This window comes from Pseudomonas sp. MBLB4136 (assembly GCF_051904765.1).
GTDB lineage: Bacteria > Pseudomonadota > Gammaproteobacteria > Pseudomonadales > Pseudomonadaceae > Aquipseudomonas.
The window spans coordinates 330,655-354,278 of the sequence record NZ_CP196713.1 but is presented as its reverse complement, the minus strand read 5'-3'; the positions used below and the strand labels follow the sequence as shown (position 1 = coordinate 354,278).

Annotated in this window: 17 protein-coding genes; 2 read left to right on the top strand and 15 right to left on the bottom strand. The window is 62.9% G+C overall.

The window, feature by feature from the left end:
- Window positions 1-26: 26 nt before the first annotated feature.
- The gene (locus tag ACSX1D_RS01650; RefSeq protein WP_439860697.1) at window positions 27-803 is read right to left on the bottom strand and encodes a ParA family protein; all 777 of its coding nucleotides are present in this window, start codon (window positions 801-803) and stop codon (window positions 27-29) included.
- A gap of 265 nt (window positions 804-1,068) precedes the next feature.
- Here ACSX1D_RS01650 and ACSX1D_RS01645 point away from each other — a divergent pair, with 265 nt between their 5' ends.
- Window positions 1,069-1,497, top strand: coding sequence for a hypothetical protein (locus ACSX1D_RS01645; RefSeq protein WP_208708076.1), 429 nt, complete (start codon window positions 1,069-1,071; stop codon window positions 1,495-1,497).
- Window positions 1,498-1,758: 261 nt separating this feature from the next.
- Here ACSX1D_RS01645 and hemE read toward each other — a convergent pair whose 3' ends face one another.
- From hemE to ACSX1D_RS01590, 11 genes are all read right to left on the bottom strand, one after another.
- A complete protein-coding gene (gene hemE / locus ACSX1D_RS01640; RefSeq protein WP_439860696.1) occupies window positions 1,759-2,826 on the bottom strand; it encodes a uroporphyrinogen decarboxylase in 1,068 nt (355 codons plus the stop codon).
- 122 nt (window positions 2,827-2,948) lie between these two features.
- On the bottom strand, window positions 2,949-4,367 hold the full coding sequence (locus ACSX1D_RS01635) for an FAD-dependent oxidoreductase (RefSeq protein WP_439860695.1): 1,419 nt from the start codon (window positions 4,365-4,367) through the stop codon (window positions 2,949-2,951).
- 33 nt (window positions 4,368-4,400) lie between these two features.
- Window positions 4,401-8,849 carry a glutamate synthase large subunit gene (gltB, locus tag ACSX1D_RS01630; RefSeq protein WP_439860694.1) on the bottom strand — a complete coding sequence of 1,483 codons (4,449 nt, stop codon included), beginning with the start codon at window positions 8,847-8,849 and terminating at the stop codon, window positions 4,401-4,403.
- Window positions 8,850-9,084: 235 nt separating this feature from the next.
- Window positions 9,085-10,674: an SPOR domain-containing protein gene (locus ACSX1D_RS01625; RefSeq protein WP_439860693.1), complete on the bottom strand. Its 1,590-nt coding sequence runs from the start codon at window positions 10,672-10,674 to the stop codon at window positions 9,085-9,087.
- Window positions 10,675-10,681: 7 nt separating this feature from the next.
- Entirely contained in the window at window positions 10,682-11,788 is a 1,107-nt protein-coding gene (gene aroB / locus ACSX1D_RS01620; protein ID WP_439860692.1) for a 3-dehydroquinate synthase, read from the bottom strand.
- Between the two features lie 51 nt (window positions 11,789-11,839).
- Window positions 11,840-12,358, bottom strand: a complete 519-nt coding sequence (gene aroK / locus ACSX1D_RS01615; RefSeq protein ID WP_439860691.1) for a shikimate kinase AroK — start codon at window positions 12,356-12,358, stop codon at window positions 11,840-11,842.
- A 4-nt stretch (window positions 12,359-12,362) separates the two neighbouring features.
- Window positions 12,363-14,456 (bottom strand): type IV pilus secretin PilQ, encoded by a 2,094-nt coding sequence (gene pilQ, locus ACSX1D_RS01610; RefSeq protein ID WP_439860690.1) that lies wholly within the window; start codon window positions 14,454-14,456, stop codon window positions 12,363-12,365.
- Between the two features lie 54 nt (window positions 14,457-14,510).
- Window positions 14,511-15,035: a type 4a pilus biogenesis lipoprotein PilP gene (gene pilP / locus ACSX1D_RS01605; protein WP_439860689.1), complete on the bottom strand. Its 525-nt coding sequence runs from the start codon at window positions 15,033-15,035 to the stop codon at window positions 14,511-14,513.
- Window positions 15,032-15,655, bottom strand: coding sequence for a type 4a pilus biogenesis protein PilO (pilO, locus tag ACSX1D_RS01600; protein WP_439860688.1), 624 nt, complete (start codon window positions 15,653-15,655; stop codon window positions 15,032-15,034). Before pilO ends, pilP begins: the two co-directional genes overlap by 4 nt.
- Complete coding sequence (pilN, locus tag ACSX1D_RS01595) at window positions 15,652-16,221, bottom strand: type 4a pilus biogenesis protein PilN (protein WP_439860687.1); 570 nt, start codon at window positions 16,219-16,221, stop codon at window positions 15,652-15,654. Before pilN ends, pilO begins: the two co-directional genes overlap by 4 nt.
- Window positions 16,221-17,285 carry a pilus assembly protein PilM gene (locus ACSX1D_RS01590; protein WP_439860686.1) on the bottom strand — a complete coding sequence of 355 codons (1,065 nt, stop codon included), beginning with the start codon at window positions 17,283-17,285 and terminating at the stop codon, window positions 16,221-16,223. The genes pilN and ACSX1D_RS01590 overlap by 1 nt, the downstream gene beginning before the upstream one ends.
- A gap of 184 nt (window positions 17,286-17,469) precedes the next feature.
- On the opposite strand from ACSX1D_RS01590, the gene ACSX1D_RS01585 reads away from it, so the two are divergent.
- Window positions 17,470-19,896 (top strand): penicillin-binding protein 1A, encoded by a 2,427-nt coding sequence (locus tag ACSX1D_RS01585; RefSeq protein ID WP_439860685.1) that lies wholly within the window; start codon window positions 17,470-17,472, stop codon window positions 19,894-19,896.
- Between the two features lie 94 nt (window positions 19,897-19,990).
- On the opposite strand, the gene ACSX1D_RS01580 is transcribed toward ACSX1D_RS01585, so the two are convergent.
- The 3 genes from ACSX1D_RS01580 to ACSX1D_RS01570 form a co-directional block, all read right to left on the bottom strand.
- Window positions 19,991-21,259: a malic enzyme-like NAD(P)-binding protein gene (locus ACSX1D_RS01580; protein ID WP_439860684.1), complete on the bottom strand. Its 1,269-nt coding sequence runs from the start codon at window positions 21,257-21,259 to the stop codon at window positions 19,991-19,993.
- Window positions 21,260-21,361: 102 nt separating this feature from the next.
- Window positions 21,362-22,801: a M48 family metalloprotease gene (locus tag ACSX1D_RS01575; RefSeq protein ID WP_439860683.1), complete on the bottom strand. Its 1,440-nt coding sequence runs from the start codon at window positions 22,799-22,801 to the stop codon at window positions 21,362-21,364.
- The gene (locus tag ACSX1D_RS01570; protein WP_439860682.1) at window positions 22,798-23,598 is read right to left on the bottom strand and encodes a thermonuclease family protein; all 801 of its coding nucleotides are present in this window, start codon (window positions 23,596-23,598) and stop codon (window positions 22,798-22,800) included. The genes ACSX1D_RS01575 and ACSX1D_RS01570 overlap by 4 nt, the downstream gene beginning before the upstream one ends.
- Window positions 23,599-23,624: the final 26 nt, after the last annotated feature.

Here is a 23,624-nt window from a genome sequence, read left to right as displayed (position 1 = left end):
CACGGCGCCTTTTGCTTGCCTGACGACTACTGGCCGGCGGCGTTGAGCAGGTCATGCAGCTCGACAAACTGCTGGGTCAGCTTGTGCCGCGCATCCAGATGGATCAGCGGCGTGCAGGCCTGGTGCGACTCGCGCATCTTCACCGAACTCATCAGGTTCACCGGCAGCACCGGCAAGCCCTCGCTGATCAGCTCGTCGAGCAGTTGCTGAGGCAGGCTGGCCCGGGGCTGAAACTGGTTGACCACGATGCCCTCGACCTCCAGGCCCTCGTTATGGTCCTCGCGCAGCTCCTCGATCTCCTGCAGCAGGCCATACAGGGCGTTGCGCGAGAAGCTGTCGCAGTCGAAGGGAATCAGACAGCGATCGGCTGCGATCAGCGCGGAAACCGTGTAGAAGTTCAGGGCCGGCGGGGTATCCAGGTAGATCCGGTCGTAGTCCTCGTCCAACTCGTCGAGCAGTTTGCGCAGCTTGTTGATCTTGTGCTTGGCCTCAAGCTTAGGCTGCAGATCGGCCAGCTCGGCGGTGGCGGTGACCACGTGCAGGTTGTCGAACGGCGTCTCGTAGATATCGACCCGGCCCTTCTTGGCGAACGGCCCGCTGGCCAGGGTCTGCTTGAAGAACTCGGCGATCCCCATGGGGATCTCGGCGCCGGTCAGGCCGGTCAGGTAGTGGGTGGAGTTGGCCTGGGCATCCAGGTCCACCAGCAGGGTCCGATAGCCCTGCGCCGCACTCACCGCCGCCAGATTGCAGGCAATGCTGGACTTGCCCACCCCGCCCTTCTGATTGAACACCACTCGCCGCATCGCACACCTCCCTGAGCCCTAAGTGGGGCTGGATTCTATGCAAAGACCGTGACAAGGGCGAGCCATTTGGTCAGCTGCTGACTGAGAGCGAGGCTAAAGCCTACAGGCGTGCTTCGACGACAACTCTTGTCCAGCCCTCCAGAACGCTTAGGCGTCACAGACGGGGGACTGCCTGTGAGATCAAGGCTAAACGCCATCAAGCCATGCTAATCTTCGCCGCCGCCTATCGCGGCGGCTGGATAAAAGATAAACGCAAGGAGTTTTCATGAACATCAAACGCTTGGCGCTCGCCACCGGCTTCATCGTGCTTTGCTCGGGTTGTGCAACCGGCCTTAATTCGCACCAGAAAGCAGAACTCAAACACTTCGAGGCTCGCGGCCAAGCGGTGAAGGAGAAGGAACCCGGCCTGGGCGCCGCCCTCGGCCTTCTTCCAGGTGGCGGCTCCTTCTATGGGCGCGAGTACGGCTTCGGCGTAGTGAACCTGCTGTTCTGGCCCCTTTCCATCCTATGGGACCCGGTCAGCGGCTACGATGCCGCTCAGTCAATCAATTACGAGGCCACCAAGGCACACCTGTATCGGCAGCAAGAGCGCGAGATGGGCGAACTGGACAGCAAGCTCCAGACCGGGCAGATCGACATCACCCAGTACACGCTGGAAAAGCGCAAGGTCGACCAAAAGTACCGCTACAACTAAGGGCGACTGGCAGAGCCGAAGGCAAGCCCCCCTCGCCAGAAGGGGCGCTTGCGTTCACGGCGCGCTGAGCTAGCTAGCTGCAAGCTCGCACAACGGGCCAACAGATACGCGCCGCAATACGCAATACCTACCAAAGGCAGTTAACTGCCCCTTGAGCAGCAGCAGGCGCGGGTCCGAGTAGTGCCCAGACCCCGCCAGCCCTGAACATGCAGCGCCATAGAGAGGCCGCCTCTTCCCAAGGCCTCGTTATTAGGCCAGTGCCTATACGTGATACTGCGCCGACAACTCGTGCACCGCCTCGAGGAACGCGCCGGCGTGGGCCGGGTCGACTTCCGGGGTGATGCCGTGGCCGAGATTGAAGACATGGCCGGAGCCCTGACCGTAGCTGGCCAGGATGCGCGCCACCTCGGCGCGGATGGCCGCCGGCTTGGCATACAGCACCGTGGGGTCCATGTTGCCCTGCAACGCCACCTGAGCGCCGACCCGGCGGCGTGCCTCGCCGATGTCGCAGCTCCAGTCCAGGCCCAGGGCATCGGCGCCGGTGGCGGCGATGGACTCCAGCCACAGGCCGCCGTTCTTGGTAAACAGGATCACCGGCACCTTGCGCCCGTCCTGCTCGCGGATCAGGCCATCGACGATCTTCTGCATATAGGCCAGGGAAAACTCCTGGTAGGCCGCCGACGACAGATTGCCGCCCCAGGTGTCGAAGATCTGCACCGCCTGGGCGCCGGCCTTGATCTGGCCGTTGAGGTAGCTGGTGACCGACTGCGCCAGTTTGTCGAGCAGGGCGTGCATGGCTTGCGGGTTGTCGTAGAGCATTGCCTTGGACTTGCGGAAGTCCTTGCTGGAGCCGCCCTCGACCATATAGGTGGCCAGGGTCCAGGGGCTGCCGGAGAAGCCGATCAGGGGCACCCGGCCGTTCAGCTCGCGGCGGATGGTGCGCACCGCATCCATCACATAGCCCAGGTCCTGCTCCGGGTCGGGAATCGGCAGGGCCTCGATGTCGGCGGCAGTGGAGATGACCTTCTTGAAGCGCGGCCCCTCGCCGGTCTCGAAGTACAGGCCCTGGCCCATGGCATGGGGGATGGTGAGGATGTCGGAGAACAGAATCGCCGCGTCCAGCTGCGGGTAGCGGTCCAGCGGCTGCAGGGTGACCTCGCAGGCGAACGCCGGGTTCATCATAAGGCTCATGAAGTCGCCGGCCTTGGCCCGGCTGGCGCGGTATTCCGGCAGGTAGCGACCGGCCTGGCGCATCATCCACACCGGGGTGACGTCGACGGGTTGCTTGAGCAGGGCGCGAAGGAAGCGGTCGTTCTTCAGGGCAGTCATGGCAGCGTCCGGTAGAAAAGTGCGGGCATTTTCTCAGACCGGAAAACAAAAGGCACGGCGAGTGCCGTGCCTTTTATCCATTGCGACGATTTGACTCGACCCCAAGGGCCGAGCCAGGCCGCTTAGACGCCGAGGTAGTCGAGGATGCCTTCGGCGGCGTTCCTACCCTCGAAGATCGCCGTCACCACCAGGTCGGAACCCCGGACCATGTCGCCACCGGCGAAGATCTTCGGGTTGCTGGTCTGATGCTTGAACTGGCTCTTCTCCGGCGCCACCACTCGGCCCTGGCTGTCGGTCTGGATCTCGAACTGCTCGAACCAGGGCGCCGGGCTGGGGCGGAAGCCGAAGGCGATCAGTACGGCTTCGGCAGGGATGACTTCCTCGGAGCCGGGGATCGGCTCGGGGCTGCGACGGCCGCGGGCATCCGGTTCGCCGAGACGGGTCTCGACCACCTTGACGCCCTCCACCTTGTCCTCGCCGACGATGGCGATGGGCTGGCGATTGAACAGGAACTTCACGCCCTCTTCCTTGGCGTTCTTCACTTCCTTGCGCGAGCCCGGCATGTTCTCTTCGTCGCGGCGGTAGGCGCAGGTCACGCTCTTGGCGCCCTGGCGGATCGAGGTGCGGTTGCAGTCCATGGCGGTGTCGCCACCACCGAGCACGACGATGCGCTTGCCCTTCATGTCGATGAAGTCTTCCGGCGCCTTCTCGAAACCGAGGTTGCGATTGACGTTGGCTATCAGGAAGTCCAGCGCGTCATAGACGCCCGGTAGGTCCTCCCCCGGGAAGCCGCCCTTCATGTAGGTGTAGGTGCCCATGCCCATGAACACGGCATCGTACTCTTCGAGCAGCTGCTCCATGGTCACGTCGGTGCCCACCTCGGTGTTGAGGCGGAACTCGATGCCCATGCCGCTGAAGACCTCGCGACGGTTGCTCATCACGGTCTTCTCGAGCTTGAACTCGGGGATGCCGAAGGTCAGCAGGCCGCCGATTTCCGGGTTCTTGTCGAACACCACCGGGGTCACGCCGTTGCGCACCAGCACGTCGGCGCAGCCGAGGCCGGCCGGGCCGGCGCCGATCACGGCGACGCGCTTGCCGGTCGGCTTGACCTTGGACATGTCCGGGCGCCAGCCCATGGCGAAGGCGGTGTCGGTGATGTACTTCTCCACCGAGCCGATGGTCACCGCGCCGAAGCCGTCGTTGAGGGTGCAGGCGCCCTCGCACAGACGATCCTGCGGACACACCCGGCCACAGACTTCCGGCAGGGTGTTGGTCTGGTGCGACAGTTCCGCCGCCGCCAGGATGTTGCCCTCGGACACCAGCTTCAGCCAGTTGGGAATGAAGTTGTGCACCGGGCACTTCCATTCGCAGTACGGGTTGCCGCAGCCCAGGCAACGATGTGCCTGGTCGGCGGCCTGGGCCGGCTTGAAGTTGTCGTAGATCTCGACGAACTCCTTCTTGCGCTGACGCAACAGCTTCTTCTTCGGGTCTTTGCGCCCGACTTCGATGAACTGGAAGTCGTTATTCAGACGTTCAGTCATTTCAAAACCTCATCAAACTACTGCAGGCGCAAATCATTGCGGGTTGGCACGGGTGCTGGTGAGCAGCGACTTAAGGCTTGCCGCCTTCGGCTTGACCAACCAGAACTTGCGCAGATAGTCATCCAGGTTCTCCAGCAGGGTACGCCCCCACTCGCTGGCAGTCTCCTCGACGTATTCGGCCAGCACGCGCTGCAGGTGGCTACGGTAAGCCTCCATCGCCTCGTTGTTGATCCGCTGGATCTCCACCAGCTCGTGATTGACCCGGTCGTAGAAGCTGTTGTCCAGGTCGAGCACGTAGGCGAAGCCACCGGTCATGCCGGAGCCGAAGTTGTAGCCGGTCTTGCCCAGCACGCAGACGAAACCGCCGGTCATGTATTCGCAGCAGTGGTCACCGGTGCCTTCCACCACGGTGTGGGCGCCGGAGTTGCGCACGGCGAAGCGCTCGCCCGCGGTGCCGGCGGCGAACAGCTTGCCGCCGGTGGCGCCGTACAGGCAGGTGTTGCCGATGATGGCGCTGTCCTGGGTCTTGAACGGACTGCCGGCAGGCGGAGTGATCACCAGCTTGCCGCCGGTCATACCCTTGCCCACGTAGTCGTTGGCGTCACCCTGCAGGTACAGGTTCAAGCCGCCGGCGTTCCACACGCCGAAGCTCTGCCCCGCGGTGCCCTTGAAGCGGAAGGTGATCGACGCCTTGGCCATGCCCTGGTTGCCATGCTTGCGCGCAATCTCGCCGGAGACGCGGGCACCGATGGAGCGGTCGCAGTTGCAGATATCCAGCTCGAACTCGCCACCACTGGCCGCATCGATCGCCGGCTTGGCCAGCTCGACCATCTTCTCGGCCAGCAGGCCCTGGTCGAACGGTGGGTTGCGCTCGACCCCGCAGAACTGTGGCTTGTCGGCCGGGATGTGCTCGCTGCCGAGCAGCGGGCTCAGGTCCAGGTTGCCCTGCTTGGCGGTCTCGCCCGGCAGCACCTCGAGCAGGTCGGTACGGCCGATCAGCTCTTCGAGGCTGCTCACGCCGAGCTTGGCCAACCACTCGCGGGTTTCCTCGGCGACATAGGTGAAGAAGTTCATCACCATCTCGACCGTGCCGATGAAGTGATCCTTGCGCAGCTTGTCGTTCTGCGTGGCCACGCCGGTGGCGCAGTTGTTCAGGTGGCAGATGCGCAGGTACTTGCAGCCCAGGGCGATCATCGGCGCGGTGCCGAAGCCGAAGCTCTCGGCGCCGAGGATGGCCGCCTTGATCACGTCCAGGCCGGTCTTCAGGCCGCCGTCGGTCTGCACCCGCACCTTGCCGCGCAGGTCGTTGCCGCGCAGAGTCTGATGGGTTTCGGCCAGGCCCAGTTCCCAGGGCGCGCCGGCATAGCGGATGGAGGTCAGCGGCGAGGCGCCGGTACCGCCGTCGTAGCCGGAGATGGTGATCAGGTCGGCATAGGCCTTGGCCACGCCGGCGGCGATGGTGCCGACGCCGGCCTCGGCCACCAGCTTGACCGACACCAGCGCAGCCGGGTTGACCTGCTTGAGGTCATAGATCAGCTGCGCCAGGTCTTCGATCGAATAGATGTCGTGGTGCGGCGGCGGCGAAATCAGCGTCACACCGGGCACCGCGTAACGCAGGCGGGCGATCAGGCCGTTGACCTTGCCACCCGGCAGCTGGCCGCCCTCGCCGGGCTTGGCGCCCTGGGCCACCTTGATCTGCAGCACCTCGGCGTTGACCAGGTACTCCGGGGTCACGCCGAAACGGCCGGTGGCCACCTGCTTGATCTTCGAGCTGCGGGCGGTGCCGTAGCGGGCCGGGTCTTCGCCACCCTCACCGGAGTTGGAGCGCGCGCCGAGACGGTTCATCGCCTCGGCGATGGCCTCGTGGGCCTCCGGCGAAAGGGCGCCGAGGGAAATACCGGCGGAGTCGAAGCGCTTGAGGATGGCCTCCAGCGGCTCGACCTGATCGAGCGACAACGGTTGCTCGGCCAGCTTGGGCTTGAGCAGGTCGCGGATCATCGACACCGGCCGGGTGTCGACCAGGGCGCTGTATTCCTTGTACTTCTCGTAGTTGCCCTGCTGCACAGCGGCCTGCAGGGTGCTGACCACATCCGGGTTGTAGGCGTGGTACTCGCCGCCGTAGACGAACTTGAGCAAGCCGCCCTGCTGGATCGCCTTGCGGTTGTTCCAGGCCTCGCCCGCCAGCAGCTTCTGCTCGGCCTCGAGGTCGACGAAGCGCGCACCCTTGATGCGGCTGGCGACGCCACGGAAGCACAGCTCGGTGACCTCGTCGGCCAGGCCGACGGCCTCGAACAGCTGGGCACCGCGGTAGGAGGCCATGGTCGAGATGCCCATCTTCGACAGGATCTTCAGCAGGCCCTTGGAGATGCCCTTGCGGTAGTGCTTGAACACCTCGTAGAGGTCGCCCAGCACCTCGCCGGTGCGGATCAGGTCGCCGAGCACTTCGTAGGCCAGGAACGGGTAGACCGCCGAGGCGCCGAAGCCGAGCAGCACCGCATAGTGGTGCGGGTCGCGGGCGGTGGCGGTTTCCACCAGGATGTTGCAGTCGCAACGCAGGCCCTTCTCGACCAGGCGGTGGTGCACCGCGCCGGTGACCAGCGCCGCGTGCGCCGGCAGCTTGCCCGGGGCGATATGCCGGTCGGTCAGCACCAGCAGCACCTTGCCGCCGCGCACCGCTTCCTCGGCCTGGTCGGCCATGTTGCGCACGGCCGCCTCGAGCCCGACGGACTCGTCGTAGTTCATGTCGATCAGCTGGCGCTCGAAGCCCTGGCGCTCCAGGGTCATCAAGGCACGCCACTTGGCCGGCGAGATCACCGGGCTGCTGAGAATCACCCGCGCCGCGTGCTCCGGCGACTCGGCGAAGATGTTGCACTCGGCGCCCAGGCAGACTTCCAGGGACATGACGATGGCTTCGCGCAGCGGATCGATCGGCGGGTTGGTGACCTGGGCGAACTGCTGGCGGAAATAGTCGTAGGGTGAACGCACGCGCTGGCTCAGTACGGCCATCGGCGTGTCGTCACCCATGGAGCCGACCGCCTCCTGACCCTGCTCGCCGAGCGGGCGCAGCACCTGGTCACGCTCCTCGAAGGTGACCTGGTACATCTTCATGTACTGCTTGAGCTGGTCGACGTCGTAGAAGGCCGAACCGTGGTCACGGTCTTCCAGGGTCGCCTGGATGCGCTGGGCATGCTTGCGCAGCCACTGCTTGTAGGGATGGCGCGACTTCAGGCGGTTGTCGATGTCGTCGGTGCCGAGCACCTGGCCGGTCTCGGTATCCACCGCGAGGATCTGCCCCGGGCCGACGCGGCCCTTGGCGATCACGTCTTCCGGCGCGTAGTTCCAAACGCCGATTTCCGAGGCCAGGGTGATATAGCCGTTGGTCGTGGTGACCCAGCGCGCCGGGCGCAGGCCGTTGCGGTCGAGCAGACAGACCGCATGGCGACCGTCGGTCAGCACCACGCCGGCGGGGCCGTCCCATGGCTCCATATGCATCGAGTTGTACTCGTAGAACGCGCGCAGGTCGGCGTCCATGGTCTCGACGTTCTGCCAGGCCGGCGGAATGATCATGCGCACGCCGCGGAACAGGTCGATGCCACCGGTGACCATCAGCTCGAGCATGTTGTCCATGCTCGAGGAGTCCGAACCGACGCGGTTGACCAGCGGGCCCAGCTCATCCAGGTCGCCGATCAACTCGTTGGCGAACTTGGTGCGACGGGCCTGGGCCCAGTTGCGGTTGCCGGTGATGGTGTTGATCTCGCCGTTGTGGGCGAGGAAGCGGAACGGTTGCGCCAGCGGCCACTTCGGCAGGGTGTTGGTGGAGAAGCGCTGGTGGAACACGCAGATGGCGGTCTGCAGGCGCTCGTCACCCAGGTCCGGGTAGAACTGCTGCAGGTCGGCCGGCATCATCAGGCCTTTGTAGATGATGGTCTTGTGCGAGAAGCTGCAGATGTAGTGATCGCTGTCCTCGGCATTGCTCACCGAGGAGCGGCGCCGCGCACTGAACAGCTTGATGGCGAACTCCTGGTCGCTCAGGCCCTCGCCACCGATGAACACCTGCTCGATTTGTGGCAGGCGCTCCAGGGCCAGGCGGCCGAGCACGCTGGTATCCACTGGCACCTTGCGCCAGCCGACCAGGCTCAGGCCGGCGGCGAGGATTTCGCGGTTCATGTTCTCCCGCGCTCGCTCGGCCTTCTCCGGGTCCTGATTGAAGAAGACCATGCCGACGGCATACTGCTGCGGCAGATCGGCGGCGAAATGCTCCCGGGCCATGGCGCGCAGGAAGGCATCCGGCTTCTGGATCAGCAGGCCGCAACCATCGCCAGTCTTGCCGTCGGCGTTGATTCCGCCGCGGTGGGTCATGCATGTCAGCGCTTCGATCGCGGTCTGCAGCAGGTGATGGCTCGCCTCGCCCTGCATATGGGCGATCAGGCCGAAGCCGCAGTTATCCTTGAACTCATCAGGACGGTACAAACCTGCTTTCATAGGGACTCTCACCAGACTGCCTTTTGCAAGGCAATTGCTTTCTAATTCAACCACTTACCATGCGCGCAGGACAGAGCCCCGGCTTTGCGCAGGCAAAAGGGAGGTCATTGTACATATCCACCCGGCTCGTCACAAATCCTCGTGACGGACCGATGAAAACTTATGTCGCGAAATCGAAGGAATAGACCGCCCGGTCGTGCTAACGACTGAGCGGTCTGCCAGGCAACGCCCCGCCCTAGCGCGCGGAAGCGATCTCCTGCTTGATACTGGCGAACGTACGCGGCCAGGGCTTGCCCGCCCGCACCTTGGCCGGCAATCCCCTGAGCGCCGCCTGCGCCGCCTCGCGGGTGGCGAAGCTGCCATAGGTCACCACGTACAGCGGCTGCCCCTGATGCAGCTTCTTGAAGTAGTGGTACTCACCGCCATGCTCGCGCACAAAGGCCTGGGCACTGCTCTCCGCGCGCGCCCCAAGCACTTGCAAGGTGTAACGAGACGGCGCCTGCGCGGCATACCATCCGACAACTGCCGGCGCCTGAACCGGCGCCGCGGCGGAGACTTTACGCTCTACCGGAGCCGGCGCAGGCGGCGCTACGGGCTTTACCACCGGCGCAGCAGGCGCCGCGGCAACCACAGGCGCTGCAGCTACGGGCTTCGGCGTAACTGGCGCAGCAGGCGCCACCGGAACCGGAACCGGAACCGGAACCGGATCGACCTCGACACTGACGGGGATCTCATCCACCGCCCCCTCCACTTCCTCCGCCGAGCTCAACCCCGCGGCCTGCGCCAACGGCTGACGAATCACCGGCTGCGCCTCCCCAACCAGTGGCAGCGGTAACGGTTGACTGGCACCGGCGAATTCGATGGCCGGCGCTTCTACCGGCGCAACGGCGGGTGCCGGATCGGCTGACACCGCGGGCTGCGCCCCCTGCCCCAGCGGCAACTGCGCCGTCGCCGGCGCCAACAGGTCGCCACCAGACTGGCCCTGCATCAGCCAGGCAGCCAGCACGCCAAGCGCCACCACCACCAGCGCGAGCAGGTGCTTGCGCGGCAAACTCAAGCCCATCCCCGCACGTCGCGCCGCCCCCTTCTGAGCCAGCATCGCCTCGATCAGCGCCTCCCGCGCGGACTCGTTGATACCGCCCGGCCAACCCACGGAATGCTCATGGATCTGCGCCACCTGCTGATCCGACAGCAACTCGATTCCCTGACCCGCACCCTCTAGGCGCTGCGCCAGATAGTCGCGCGTCTCATCTTCGCTGTAGGGTTGCAGCGCCAGCGCATGGAAACACTCCTCACCTTCGACCAGCGCCTCCAGCCTGGCGACCAATTGCGGCTCGGCGAACAGAAAGACATGCGCACGCCCTTCGGCATTGCCCTCGGCCAGCGCCAACAGACTGGCCAGGGCTGCGTCACTGAGTTGCTCCGCATCATCGACCAGCACATAGACTTCCTGACCGGTCAGCGCCAACTGCCCGACCTGCGCCAGGATTGCCGAGTGATCGGCCTGCTGAATGTGCAAACCCTGGGCAACCTGACGCAGCACCGCCCCCGGCTCCGCCGCCCCACGGGCAGAAAGCACGACGCTGTGCACCGCCTGTTTGTTGGTGCTGGCCACCAGCGCCTGGCGCAGCAGGGTCTTGCCACTGCCCAGCGGCCCCGTCACCACCAGCAATAGCTGGCTGTAGCGCGCGAGGTGATGCAGCTGACCGAGCACGGGCTTGCGCTGGGCCGGGAAGAACTTGAAGCCCGGCACCCTGGCCGCGAATGGGTCATGGCTGAAATGGTAATGATCGAGGAAGGCCTCGTCAGCGTGCAGACTGGTCATTGGGCACTCATTGGTTTTTTAACTGATCCACCAGCGCCGCGTAATCCGCGCAGAGGGTGGCATGCAAAATCTCGCGCGAAAAATCGGCGGTCACCACCGCCTCGCCCAGGCTACGCAGCAGGACCAACCGCAGGCGGCCGTCGAGGACCTTCTTGTCCACCGCCATGTGCTCGATAAAGTCGTCGGGCTGCATATTACTCGGCGGAACCACCGGCAACCCGGCGGCCTGAAACAGCCGAACCGCCCTATCCCGATCCGCGACGCTAATCCAGCCCAGGCGCCTGGACATCTCCAGGGCCATGACAGTGCCCGCCGCAACAGCCTCACCATGCAGCCAGACGCCATAGCCTTGATGGGTCTCGATGGCATGGCCGAAGGTATGCCCCAGATTGAGCGTGGCGCGCACGCCCGATTCGCGCTCGTCGGCCCCCACCACCCGCGCCTTGGCGGCACAGGAGCGCTCGATGGCCGTGGTCAGCGCCGCCTGGTTCAACGCCCTCAGCGCCGCCATATTGTCCTCGAGCCAGGAAAGAAACGGCTCGTCGCAAATGAGCCCGTACTTGATCACTTCCGCCAGCCCCGCGGAGAGCTCACGGGCCGGCAGGGTGGCTAGGCTGGCCGTATCGATCACTACGGCCTGAGGCTGATAGAAGGCTCCCACCATGTTCTTGCCAAGCGGATGATTGATGCCCGTCTTCCCGCCAACCGAGGAATCCACCTGCGACAACAGCGTGGTCGGCACCTGAATGAAATTGACCCCTCGCTGATAACAGGCCGCGGCAAAGCCGGCCATATCGCCGATCACCCCGCCCCCCAGGGCGATCACCGTGGTACGCCGGTCATGCCGGGCAGCCAGCAGGCCGTCGAAGATCTTCTGCAAGGTCTCCCAAGTCTTGTAGACCTCGCCATCAGGCAGGATGATGGAGGTCACCGCATAGCCACTCAAGGCAGATTCGAGAGCTTTGAGATAGAGCGGCGCCACCGTCTCATTAGTGACAATGGCGACCTGCCGCCCGACTATGTGTGGCGCCAACAAATCGGGGCGACCCAGCAAGTCGGCACCGATATAGATGGGATAGCTGCGCTCACCGAGATCGACCTGAAGAGTTTGCATGGAGCCCCCGAGTTGAAAAGGGCCCTAGGATAGCGCAGTTCAGGCCGCGCTTTAACGGGGCGGCAACGCCTCCAGACGCTCCAGTATTTCCTGCACGACCATACGCGGCGGGCGCTCGTCGGTTTCCACGACTACATCGGCAATTTCCCGATACAGCGGGTCGCGTATCGCCAGCAAATCACTGAGCACCTTGGCCGGATCTGCGGTACGCAACAAAGGCCGATTGCGATCACGCGAGGTGCGGTCGAGCTGCTGCACAACCGAGGCATGCAGGTAGACGACTCGCCCACCCCGCCTCAGCGCCGCGCGATTCTCCGGACGCAACACCGCCCCGCCCCCGGTCGCCAGCACCATGCCATCGACCTCGCACAACTCGGCAATCACCGCCTGCTCGCGCTCGCGAAACCCTTGCTCGCCCTCAACATCGAAAATCCACGGAATATCGGCACCCGTTCGCTGCTCGACTTCCTTATCCGAGTCCTTGAACGGCAAGCGCAGTTCCTTGGCAAGCAGACGCCCGATGGTGCTTTTGCCAGCACCCATCGGGCCAATGAGGATCAGATTTCGCACTATATCAACGACTCACAGCAATGGCCTGATTATTGAGAATGCGAGGCGTAAGGAAGATCAGCAACTCTGACTTTTGATCAGTGACAGTATCACGCCTGAACAGACGCCCAAGGAATGGCAGGTCTCCCAGAAGCGGAACCTTGTCTACCGACTTTGTTTGCGTATTGCTGAACACACCACCAATGACAATCGTCTCGCCATCAGACACCAATACCTTCGCATTAACCTCGTTTTTCTTAATCGGGGGTACACCATTCAACGCATTGGCGAAATCGGGCTCATCCTTGGTGACTTTGACCTCAATGATAATACGATTATCCGGCGTAATTTGGGGCGTAACCTCCAGCGCCAGGGCCGCCTCCTTAAAGGAAGTACTAGTAGCGCCACTTGAACTAGCTTCCTGATATGGAACCTCAGAGCCCTTGAGAATCTTCGCAGTTTCCTTATCCGAGGTGACCACCTTAGGCTGCGATACTATCTCGCCATTGCCAGTCTTCTCCATGGCGGACAGTTCGAGATCGAGGACTGTATTGTTGGTAATGAAGCCGATACCAATACCAGAGGTAGCGTTGGATGCACCTATATCAACGAAAGGCGCGTTGAACGGCACTTTAATCGTACTGGGACCGTCCTCCGCCTCCTCCAGCGAAAGACGCTGACCACGCCCAAAGACATTCCAATTATTGTCACCCAGCGAAGCCCCACCCCATCGGACCCCAAGACTCTTGTCATAATCGACATTTGCCTCAACAATGCGGGCCTCAATCATGACCTGCCGAACAGCCACATCGAGCTGAGCCACAATGCGGCGCAACTCATCAAGCCTATCCTGCGTCTGATAGGCAATAATACTATTAGTCCTATCATCAACGGTGATGGAGCCACGCTCATCACTAGCACCATCTGCACTTGTGACCGACTGGAACAGCTTAGCCATATCAGCCGCTTTAGCGTAGTTAACCTGAATCAGCTCGCGACGCAAAGGCGCCAGCTCTGCGATTTGTTTCTGCGCCTCAAGCTCCTGACGCTCGCGCGCTGCGATCTCATCGGCAGGTGCAACCAAGAGCACATTACCAACCTGGCGCTTGTCTAAACCCTTGGTTTTAAGAACCAGATCCAGCGCCTGATCCCACGGCACATTCTGCAGGCGTAACGTGATGTTACCCTCGACGGTATCACTGGCAACCAGATTCAAATCCGTGAAGTCAGCAATCAACTGAAGCACCGAGCGGACGTCAATATCCTGGAAATTCAAAGAAAGCTTTTCACCGCTATACGCAAAGCGCTCGCTCTTGCGCTTATCGACCTCATCCTGAGTCAGCGGTTTGATACTGAGCGTGAGCTTATTGTCTGTCTGATACGCCAAGTAGTCATAGACGCCTGTCGGCTCTATGACGATGCTCGCTTTCTCAGCTGACCCCGTCGCGCTAACGAACTGTACCGGGGTGGCGAAGTCCTTGACATCCAAGCGAACTCGCAATGCATCGGGCAACTGGGTTTTCGCGAAATCGAGTCGTATCTTACCGCCCTGTTCCTGAATATCCGGACTCACAGATGCATCCGACAGGGTAATTACCACATTACCCTCTCCCTGCTCACCACGTTGAAAGTCGATATTGCTGATAGCCTTACTCTGCGCTGCATAGACCTTGGGCGCAGGCACCGTTGCGGGCGCCGGGGCGGCGACAGTGGACTGGAGGGACAACGCGCTTCGGCTGCCGCCCTCACCCACCAGCACATACAGGTCATTACCCTCAACTCGGGTGCTATATGGCGACAGGCTTGTCAGATTGATGATCAAGCGAGTCCGGTCCTTGGCTTCAACCACGGTCACACTACGGGCGTTGCCAACTCCTAGCTCGCGATTTTTAGCGCCCAACTTATTAGAAACTCCGGGCAGGTCCAATGCGATTCGCGCTGGTTGTTCAATCGTATAGCCACGAGGTGCGGAAACCGGCTCATCGAACGAAAGCTTCAACTCCACCCGATCCCCCGGCAGCGCCGCGACATCTAGAGTCTGAAGGTTCGCAGCAAGCAAAGTCGGCGAGAACAGCACCGCCAACAGAGATACGCCCAGATAAGAAAGGGAGCTATTCATTCTCAGGTTCCGTTGAGCAGACCGATTATTTTTCTTCATATTAATTTAGCTCCCTCAAGAGCGCTCCTTAAGGGCAAGACTGCGCGGCCGCTCGAGCCAACCACCCTCACCATCTGGAACGATTTCGATTACATCGATTTTGGATTCATCAATTGCGAGAATGCGCCCATGATTACGCCCGAGATAATCGCCCACCTTGACCCGATGAACGCCACCAGCGCCACTCACCAAGGCAAAGACGTCTTCCTCCTTAGCAAGCGTACCGACCATCTCGAAAATTTCGATATTGAAACCCTCTAGAAATTGCCTGACGCGAGCTTCATCAGGCCGGACTTCCTGGGAGCCCTTCTGGCGTTGAGCCATATCAATCTTGATCGGAGGCTGGAACGGACTGCGCAATGCTGCCGCACTGTAGGTGAAGCTCTCGTAGGGCTGGAATTTCGGCAGAGGCTCGACGGCCCCTTTCGGACGAGCGCGAACTTCGTCCATATATGCCTGCAAATCGCCGAAGTCACCGCCAGAATTGCATCCAGTCAGGCCAACAGCAATAGCCAGCACCAGCACGTGGGAGCGAATCATTGCTGCACCCCCTTATCGTTATAGCGATAGGTCTTTGCCAGAATATCCATTCTAAGTTTCGAGGTACTGTCCTTGGTCGCCGGCACGAGCTCAAAGTCATGCAGCGTCACAATCCGCGGCAAGCTGGCAACACCGCTGACAAAGGTCGCGAGATCATGATAGGCGCCGACCACCTTTATCTGGATTGGTAGCTCAATGTAGAACTGCTGAGTAACCTCTGGCAGCAGCCTAATTTCTTCAAACTCCAAACCACTGCCAAGCCCGGTACGCGTAATATCCTCAAGCAGCCCAGGCACTTCCGTATCACTTGGCAGCTGCCTCAAGAGGGCGCCAAAAGACACTTCCATTTCCTTCATCTGCTCTTTATATGCCTCAAGATTGGCAGCTTGAAAGGCCTTGGTCGCGAACTGCTCCTTGAGCGCGACCTCTTCACTTTGCTGCACTTCCAGCTGCGCCTGCAAATCCTTAAGATGGAAGTTATAGCCAAGAGCCAGGACAACCACTAACAACAAGCTCCCAGCGATGAATTTTACCGCTGCCGGCCATGAGCCAACATTATTAAAATCGAGATCGCTAATATCGACCTTACGCAAGCTGTCTAGCGTCTCACTCAGGCTCATTGCTTGGCCTCCTCTGCCAGGCCCGGCTGCGTTTGCTGCACGGTCAACTGAAACACGTTAGCTTGATCGACAGCTCCAGCCGTGACCGCCTTGACCTCCGTCAAATTTGGAGACTCTAGCCATTCGGAAGAGTCCAAGTTACGCATCAAGTTGGACACCCGGTTGTTCGACTCCGCGGCCCCGACAATGGCGATATTTTTTCCAGTCAGCTTAAGGCCCGTAAAATACACGCCATCCGGCAAGGTCCGAACCAGCTGATCGAACACGCGACCAATGATCGGCCGGTTACCCTGCAGGTCCTGAATGATCTTCATCCGCTCCAACAGTTGCTGGCGCCGGGTTTTCAGTTCGCTGATCTCCTTGATGCGGGCATCCAGTACGGCGATTTCCTTGCGCACGAATTCATTACGCGCGTTCTGCTGCTCGATTGCCCCGTTCAAATACTGATCGCCGAGAAACACAATACCGGCCGCAACCGCCAGGACTCCGCCGAGCGTGACCAGGAAGCGCTGCTTGCGTTCCTCGCGCAGTTGCTCGCGCCATGGAAGCAGGTTAATCCGTGCCATTAGTCAAAACTCCTCATGGCCAAACCACAGGCAATCATCAACGATGGGGCATCACTGGCCAGCGCCCCGGCATTGACCCTGCTGCCCAGTGCCATGTCGGCGAACGGGTTGGCCACAAGCGTTTGCGTGCCGATCTTCTGCTGAATCAGGCGATCCAGATCCGGAATGGAAGCCGTACCACCCGCAAGCAGGATGTAATCGACATCGTTGAACTGACCCGCCGCGAAGAAGAACTGCAGGGAGCGCGACACCTGCTGCACGACCGCTTCTTTGAACGGCTGCAACACCTCGCTGTCATAATCGTCAGGCAGGCCGCCCTGCTTCTTCGCGAGCCCCGCCTCTTCCACGGAAAGCCCGTAGCGCCGTTGGATCTCCTCGGTCAGCTGCTTGCCCCCGAACAACTGCTCGCGGGTGTAGATGGTACGACCGTTGTGCAGCACGCTCAGGGTCGTCATCGTCGCACCGATATCGACCACGGCCACGGTCAGCTCCTCCTGGCCGCTGCCCAGCTGCTCGGCTAGCAAGCCGTAAGCCCGCTCCAGCGCATAGGCTTCGACGTCGACGACCTTGGCCGTCAGGCCAGACAGGGCCAATGCTGCCTCGCGAACTTCGACGTTCTCCTTGCGGCAAGCCGCCAGCAGCACTTCGACACGCTCTGGATTTCTTGACGAAACGCCCTGCACCTCGAAGTCGATGGCCACTTCCTCAAGCGGATAAGGGATGTACTGATCAGCCTCGATCTTCAGCTGATTCTCCAGCTCATCGTCGGAGAGCCCCGCCTCCATTTCGATGGTCTTGGTGATCACCGCCGAGCCGGCCACCGCGACGGCAACCGACTTCACTCCGGTCTTAGCCTTGCTCAGCACGCGGGAAAGCGCCTGGCCGACACCTTCCAACTCGGCGATATTCTTCTCGACCACAGCATTTGGCGGGAGCGGCTCGACTGCGTAAGCCTCTACCTTGTAGCGGCTTCCGGAGCGACTCAATTCGAGGAGCTTTACCGAGGTCGAACTGATATCGATCCCCAGCAGCGTATTCGCATTCTTATTGAAGAGCCCTAGCACGACCGATTTCCTATTGGCATCCGCGACTTACGGACTATTTATGTTTTTTCACATTAAATAACAGTCTTGACAGAAGCGCAAATGGCTCCCCAGGAAAAAAAACGCTTATAATGTGAACAGTTTTCCCCTTTTGACTCCGCCTTCCGCTTAACTCGTTCTTTTATCTGGAAATCCAAGAATCTTGATGCGTCTGCTGAAGTTTTTCTGCTGGTCTTGTGTCGCCGTCTTTTGCGGGCTGTTACTCAGTTTGAGCGGCGCGTTCCTCTATCTTAGCCCCAGCCTTCCGTCCGTCGAATCGCTGCGCAGCATTCAGCTGCAGATCCCTCTGCGCGTCTACAGCAGCGACGCCAAGCTGATCGCAGAGTTCGGCGAGATGCGCCGCTCACCCATAGCCTTCGCGGACATCCCGGCGGATTTCACCAACGCCTTGCTCGCCGCCGAAGACGACAACTTTGCAAATCATTATGGCGTCGACGTGACCAGCCTGTTGCGCGCTGCCACGCAAATATTGAAGAGCGGGCAGATCCAGTCCGGTGGCAGCACCATCACCATGCAGGTGGCGAAGAACTTCTTCCTCACCAGCGAGCGGAGCTTCTCGCGCAAGATCAACGAGATCCTCCTGGCCCTGCAGATCGAGCGCGAGCTGAGCAAGGACGAGATCCTCGAGCTCTACGTCAACAAGATCTACCTCGGCAACCGGGCATATGGCATCGAGGCCGCGGCCCAGGTCTACTACGGCAAATCGATTCGCGACCTGAGCCTGGCGCAGATGGCGATGATCGCCGGCCTGCCGAAGGCCCCTTCGCGCTTCAACCCGCTGGTCAACCCGACCCGCGCCCAAGAGCGTCGCGACTGGATTCTCGGCCGCATGCGCCGGCTCGGCCGGATCGATCAGCAGCGCTATGAACAGGCGCTGGCCGAGCCGATCGACGCCAGTCACCACGTCCCCACCCCGGAAGTCGCCGCCCCCTATGTGGCGGAAATGGCCCGCGCGGAGATGGTCGGGCGCTTCGGCAGTGACGCCTATACCGAGGGCTTCAATGTCACCACCACGGTGCCGAGCGACCTGCAGGCCACGGCCAATCGGGCGGTGCGCGAGGGCCTGATCGACTACGACCAGCGCCATGGCTATCGCGGACCGGAGAGCCGCCTGCCCGGGATGACCCGGCAGACCTGGCTGAGCGAACTGGCCAAACAGAGCTCCCTCGGCGGCCTCGAACCGGTGATCGTCACCCAGGTCGAAGCCAGCGGCATCCTCGTCCTCAGCCGCAGCGGAGCGGAGGAAGCGGTAGCCTGGGACAGCATGAAATGGGCCCGCCCGTTCCTCAACACCAACAGCCTCGGCCCTCGACCGAAGCAGCCGGCAGACGTGGTCCAGGTCGGCGACCTGGTGCGCGTACAGCGCCAGGAGGACGGCAGCCTGCGCTTCGTCCAGCTCCCCGCGGCGCAGGGCGCGCTGGTCTCGCTCGACCCGCGCAATGGCGCCATTCGCGCCCTGGTCGGCGGCTTCTCCTTCGAACAAAGCAACTACAACCGCGCGGCACAGGCCAAGCGCCAGCCGGGGTCGAGCTTCAAGCCGTTCATCTACAGCGCCGCACTGGACAGTGGCTACACCGCCGCCAGCCTGGTCAACGATGCCCCGATCGTGTTCGTCGACGACTACCTGGATCAGGTGTGGCGGCCGAAGAACGACAACAACACCTTCCTCGGCCCGATCCGCCTGCGCGAGGCCCTGTACAAGTCGCGCAACCTAGTGTCGATCCGCCTGCTGCAGGCCATCGGCATCGAGCACGCCCTGGACTACGTCAGTCGCTTCGGTTTCAACAAGCAGGATCTGCCGCGCAACCTGTCGCTGGCCCTGGGCACGGCGAACCTGACGCCCCTCGAGGTGGCCACAGGCTGGACGGCCTTCGCCAACGGCGGCTACAAGATCCAGCCCTACCTGATCGAGCGGATCGAGGACCGCCAGGGCCAGACGCTGTTCATCGCCAACCCGCCGAGAGTGCCAAGCGGGCAGTTAGGCGAGGTGAAGCCGAGCGAGGACGGCCTGATCACCACCGCCCACGCGGACAGCGCGCCGTCCAGCCCCACCGGGCCCGTGGCCGCCGAGCGGATCATCGACGAACGCACCGCCTACATCATGACCAGCATGCTGCAGGACGTGATCCGGCGCGGCACCGGGCGGCGGGCCATGGCCCTGGGGCGCGACGACCTGGCCGGCAAGACCGGCACCACCAACGAATCCAAGGACAGCTGGTTCTCCGGTTACAACGCCGACTATGTGACCACGGTCTGGACTGGTTTCGACCAGCCGGAAAGCCTCGGGCGCCACGAATACGGCGGCACCGTCGCCCTGCCGATCTGGATGAGCTACATGGGCGAAGCCCTCAAGGACAAGCCCAACCACCCACCGGCAGAGCCCAGCGGACTGCTGACCCTGCGCATCGATCCACACAGCGGTCGCACAGCCCTGCCCGGCACGCCGGATGCCTATTTCGAGGTCTTCAAGAGCGAGGACTCGCCGCCGCCGATGAGCGAGCTCGATCCGGGCCTGGGCATTCCCGGCAGCCCGCTGCCAGCAGACGAAGTGGCGCCGCTGGACCTGTTCTAGAGCCACGGAGGTGGCGCGCTTCGGCTCGAGGCGCCCGCCGCGCTGAAGCAGAAAACAAAAAACCCGCCGAAGCGGGTTTTTTATTGCGCCGGCCTTAGCCGTTGAACACGTCATCCACCGACTTCAGCGGGTAGTGCTTCGGATAGGGCAGGGTCGCCACGCCGCTCTCAATGGCGGCCTTGGCCACCGCGTCGCACACCAGGGTGATCAGGCGCGGGTCCATCGGTTTCGGAATGATGTACTCGCGGCCGAACTCCAGACTGATACCGCCGTAGGCGTCACAGACTTCCTGCGGCACCGGCAGCTTGGCCAGGTCACGCAGGGCGAGGGCGGCGGCGATCTTCATTTCCTCGTTGATGCGGGTGGCGCGAACGTCCAGAGCACCACGGAAGATGAAGGGGAAGCCCAGCACGTTGTTGACCTGGTTCGGATAGTCCGAGCGACCGGTGGCCATGATCACGTCGTTGCGCACCTCGTGGGCCAGCTCAGGCTTGATCTCCGGATCGGGGTTGGAGCAGGCGAACACGATGGGGTTGGCCGCCATGCGCTTGAGATCTTCCTGGCTCAGCAGGTTGGCGCCGGACAGGCCGACGAACACATCGGCACCCTCCAGGGCGTCGGCCAGGGTGCGCTTGGCGGTTTCGGTGGCGAACACGGCCTTGTACTGGTTCAGGTCGTCGCGACCGGCGTGGATCACGCCCTTGCGGTCGATCATGTAGATGTTCTCGACCTTGGCCCCCATGCTCACCAGCAGCTTCATGCAGGAGACCGCCGCGGCACCGGCACCGAGGCAGACGATCTTCGCCTGCTCCAGGCTCTTGCCGGCAATCTCCAGGGCGTTGAGCATGCCGGCCGCGGTAACGATCGCGGTGCCGTGCTGGTCATCGTGGAACACCGGAATGTCGCACTGCTCGATCAAGGCGCGCTCGATCTCGAAGCACTCGGGCGCCTTGATGTCCTCCAGGTTGATGCCGCCGAAAGTGATGGAAATGCGCTTGACGGTATCGATGAAGGCCTGCGGGCTTTCCGAGTCGACCTCGATGTCGAACACGTCAATGCCGGCAAAACGCTTGAACAGCACACCCTTGCCTTCCATGACCGGCTTGGACGCCAGCGGGCCGAGATCGCCCAGGCCGAGGATCGCGGTACCGTCGGAAATGACCGCCACCAGGTTGCCCTTGCCGGTGTAGCGGTAGGCAAGCTCGGGATCTCGGGCGATCTCGCGCACCGGCTCGGCGACGCCCGGGCTGTAGGCCAGCGACAGGTCGCGGGCGGTAGCGGTGGGCTTGGTCAGCTCGACACTCAGTTTCCCGGGGCGGGGCTGGGCGTGATACTCGAGAGCGGCAGTTTTCAGATCAGACATAGTGGCATTTCCGCTTTTTGGCTGTTGAACAGGCTGGCGTGCGAGGATACGCAACTTGTATACAAGGGCACAAGACCGTCAGGTCAGCCTGACGACAGTCCGCTAATGCACGACCTTGACGCGATCACCGGGGCGCGGCTCGCCCACCGGGTAGAGGTTGTTGAGCAAACGAAGGCTGGCCTCGGCATCCCCCGGCAGCTTGCTGCGCCTGGCCAGCTCGGCCATGGTCTGTCCTTGTTTCACCGTGACGATATCCAGGCGCAGCGGCTCGGCCAGCTTGCGTTCGGCGACCGTGATCGGCCGAAAGCTGCCGATCACCTCGAGAAAGCGGGCATCCTGGCTTTCCAGCGAGGCACTCCCGCGCACGGCGGCGACGAACAGGTAGGCTCGCTCGCCGTGCAGCAGTGCCGCGACGCGCCGCGGGGCACTGCCGGGAATGATCGCGCTGTATCCCGACAAGCCGGTCTGCCGCAGCTCGCGCTCCGCCGCGAGGGGCTGGCCGCCGACGCGCTGACGCAGCAGCTGCCTGGCACTCAGGCCCCTGGGATTGCCTTCCAGCGTCATGGCGATGAATGCCTGCTGGTCGGCGGAGTGGCCGATCAGCGCATCCGCGCGATTGATGAGGCTCCAGCCATCGGGAAAGCCCAGGGTGATGCCCAGTTCGCCATGGTAGAAACGCTGCCCCCGGCGCACCCCAGTGGCCGCCGAATCACCGAACGGCAGACCGTCGAGGCGCTTGAGAAAAGTCTCGCGATTGACCTCCTGCTGCCCCGTCGCCAGCGCCCGGGCCGGGCCCAGCACCTGCCGCAGGCGCCGGTCATTGTCCGGGTGGGTGTCGAACACCCCGTGGTAGCCGCTCGGCGGACTGGACTGGCCACGTTGGGCGGCCTGATCGCGGGCGAAGTCCTCCTGCGCCTTGAGCACCTTGACCACCTCGATCATCGCCTGCGGATCGTAGCCGCTGCGCGCCAGATACTGCGCCCCGAGGCCATCGGCCTCGAGCTCCATGTCGCGGCCGTAACCGCGGACGAAGGCCCCGCCGAGGACATTGGCCAGGTCGCCGGCGGCGCCGATGCCGGTGCCGATCGCCACCGCCTGGCCGAGGATGTTCCAGGCGCTCGACTGACTCTGCTGCTGCACGCTGTGGCGCGCGGTGACGTGCCCCACCTCATGCCCCAGCACGGCTGCCAGCTCGGCTTCCGAGTTGAGATAGGCCAGCAGCCCACGGTGTATATAGATGTAGCCGCCCGGCACGGCGAAGGCATTGATGTCGGGGCTGTCCACCACGGTGAACTGGTAGTTGAGCTGGCTGCGATGGCTGTGCCGGGCGACACGCTCGCCGACCTGCTGGACGTAAGCTTGCAGCCGCTCGTCGGCGTAGCGCGGATACTGCTTGAGAATCTGCTGATTGTAGCGCCGACCCAGTTCCAGCTCCTGAGCCTCGCTCATCATCACGAAGTCACTGCGCCCGGTCGCGGGATTGACCGCACACCCCACGAGCTGCAGCAGCCCCAGCAGCACAAGCACGCAACGCAGCTTCATCGCACCACCTCCAGCATCGCCTCATGGCTCAGCGGCAACAGCCAACGGGCCTGTCCTGGTTTTACGCCGCCGCGCCGTTGGCGGTCAACCACCCAGCCGCGGGCCTCGACCCGCTGCCCGACAAGGCCTTGCAGGCGCTGCGAGTCGAAATGGCGCAGGGCCGAGGGCGCCACGCGCAGCACCAGGGGACCGTCCAGCTCCAGCCAGACGCCACCGCCGTTGCGTTCGACGCGCTCGACTCGCCCGCGCACCAAGGCAAAGCCGCTGCGCGCGAGCTGCTGCGGCGACAGCAGCGGCTCGCGCCGCCACAATCCGGCACGGGCGCCGCGCGCGGCACGCTCGGCGGCACGCTGGCACTCCAGCAGCGCCAGGTTGGGCGGAATCGCCACCAGGTAACCGAGCCCCTCGGCCAACAACTGCGCCTCAAGATTATGCCCCCGACCGTCGTAGGCATGGGCGAGCACGCGTCCATAGCGGTCCCGGGCTTCGCGCCCAAGATGCAGGCCGACGCGCCCGCCGCTGGCCGCCACCAGTTCGGCGAGGCGACGCCGGGCCGCCTCGGCGAAAGCCTCGGCGGAACGCCCCTGGCGCCCCAGCTCGGGGCTGTTCAGGCCGATCAGGCGCACGCTGCGGCCGTCCAGCAGGCGCAGGGTGTCGCCATCCACCACCCGCTGCACCTCGGCGACCTGCAACGGCCCCGCCGGCGGACACAACGCCTGCGCTGGGGCCTGGAACACTGCACAAACGAAAAAGGCGCCCACAAGGGACGCCTTTCTCAGTAGCACGGAACCAGCCAAGCGGCTCTTCCTCGCGGGTCGCCTGC

Coding starts and splice junctions, on each gene's coding strand:
- ACSX1D_RS01650 (WP_439860697.1), bottom strand. CDS start 803: ATGCGGCGAGTGGTGTTCAATCAGAAGGGCGGGGTGGGCAAGTCCAGC.
- ACSX1D_RS01645 (WP_208708076.1), top strand. CDS start 1,069: ATGAACATCAAACGCTTGGCGCTCGCCACCGGCTTCATCGTGCTTTGC.
- hemE (WP_439860696.1), bottom strand. CDS start 2,826: ATGACTGCCCTGAAGAACGACCGCTTCCTTCGCGCCCTGCTCAAGCAA.
- ACSX1D_RS01635 (WP_439860695.1), bottom strand. CDS start 4,367: ATGACTGAACGTCTGAATAACGACTTCCAGTTCATCGAAGTCGGGCGC.
- gltB (WP_439860694.1), bottom strand. CDS start 8,849: ATGAAAGCAGGTTTGTACCGTCCTGATGAGTTCAAGGATAACTGCGGC.
- ACSX1D_RS01625 (WP_439860693.1), bottom strand. CDS start 10,674: ATGACCAGTCTGCACGCTGACGAGGCCTTCCTCGATCATTACCATTTC.
- aroB (WP_439860692.1), bottom strand. CDS start 11,788: ATGCAAACTCTTCAGGTCGATCTCGGTGAGCGCAGCTATCCCATCTAT.
- pilQ (WP_439860690.1), bottom strand. CDS start 14,456: ATGAATAGCTCCCTTTCTTATCTGGGCGTATCTCTGTTGGCGGTGCTG.
- pilP (WP_439860689.1), bottom strand. CDS start 15,035: ATGATTCGCTCCCACGTGCTGGTGCTGGCTATTGCTGTTGGCCTGACT.
- pilO (WP_439860688.1), bottom strand. CDS start 15,655: ATGAGCCTGAGTGAGACGCTAGACAGCTTGCGTAAGGTCGATATTAGC.
- pilN (WP_439860687.1), bottom strand. CDS start 16,221: ATGGCACGGATTAACCTGCTTCCATGGCGCGAGCAACTGCGCGAGGAA.
- ACSX1D_RS01585 (WP_439860685.1), top strand. CDS start 17,470: ATGCGTCTGCTGAAGTTTTTCTGCTGGTCTTGTGTCGCCGTCTTTTGC.
- ACSX1D_RS01580 (WP_439860684.1), bottom strand. CDS start 21,259: ATGTCTGATCTGAAAACTGCCGCTCTCGAGTATCACGCCCAGCCCCGC.
- ACSX1D_RS01575 (WP_439860683.1), bottom strand. CDS start 22,801: ATGAAGCTGCGTTGCGTGCTTGTGCTGCTGGGGCTGCTGCAGCTCGTG.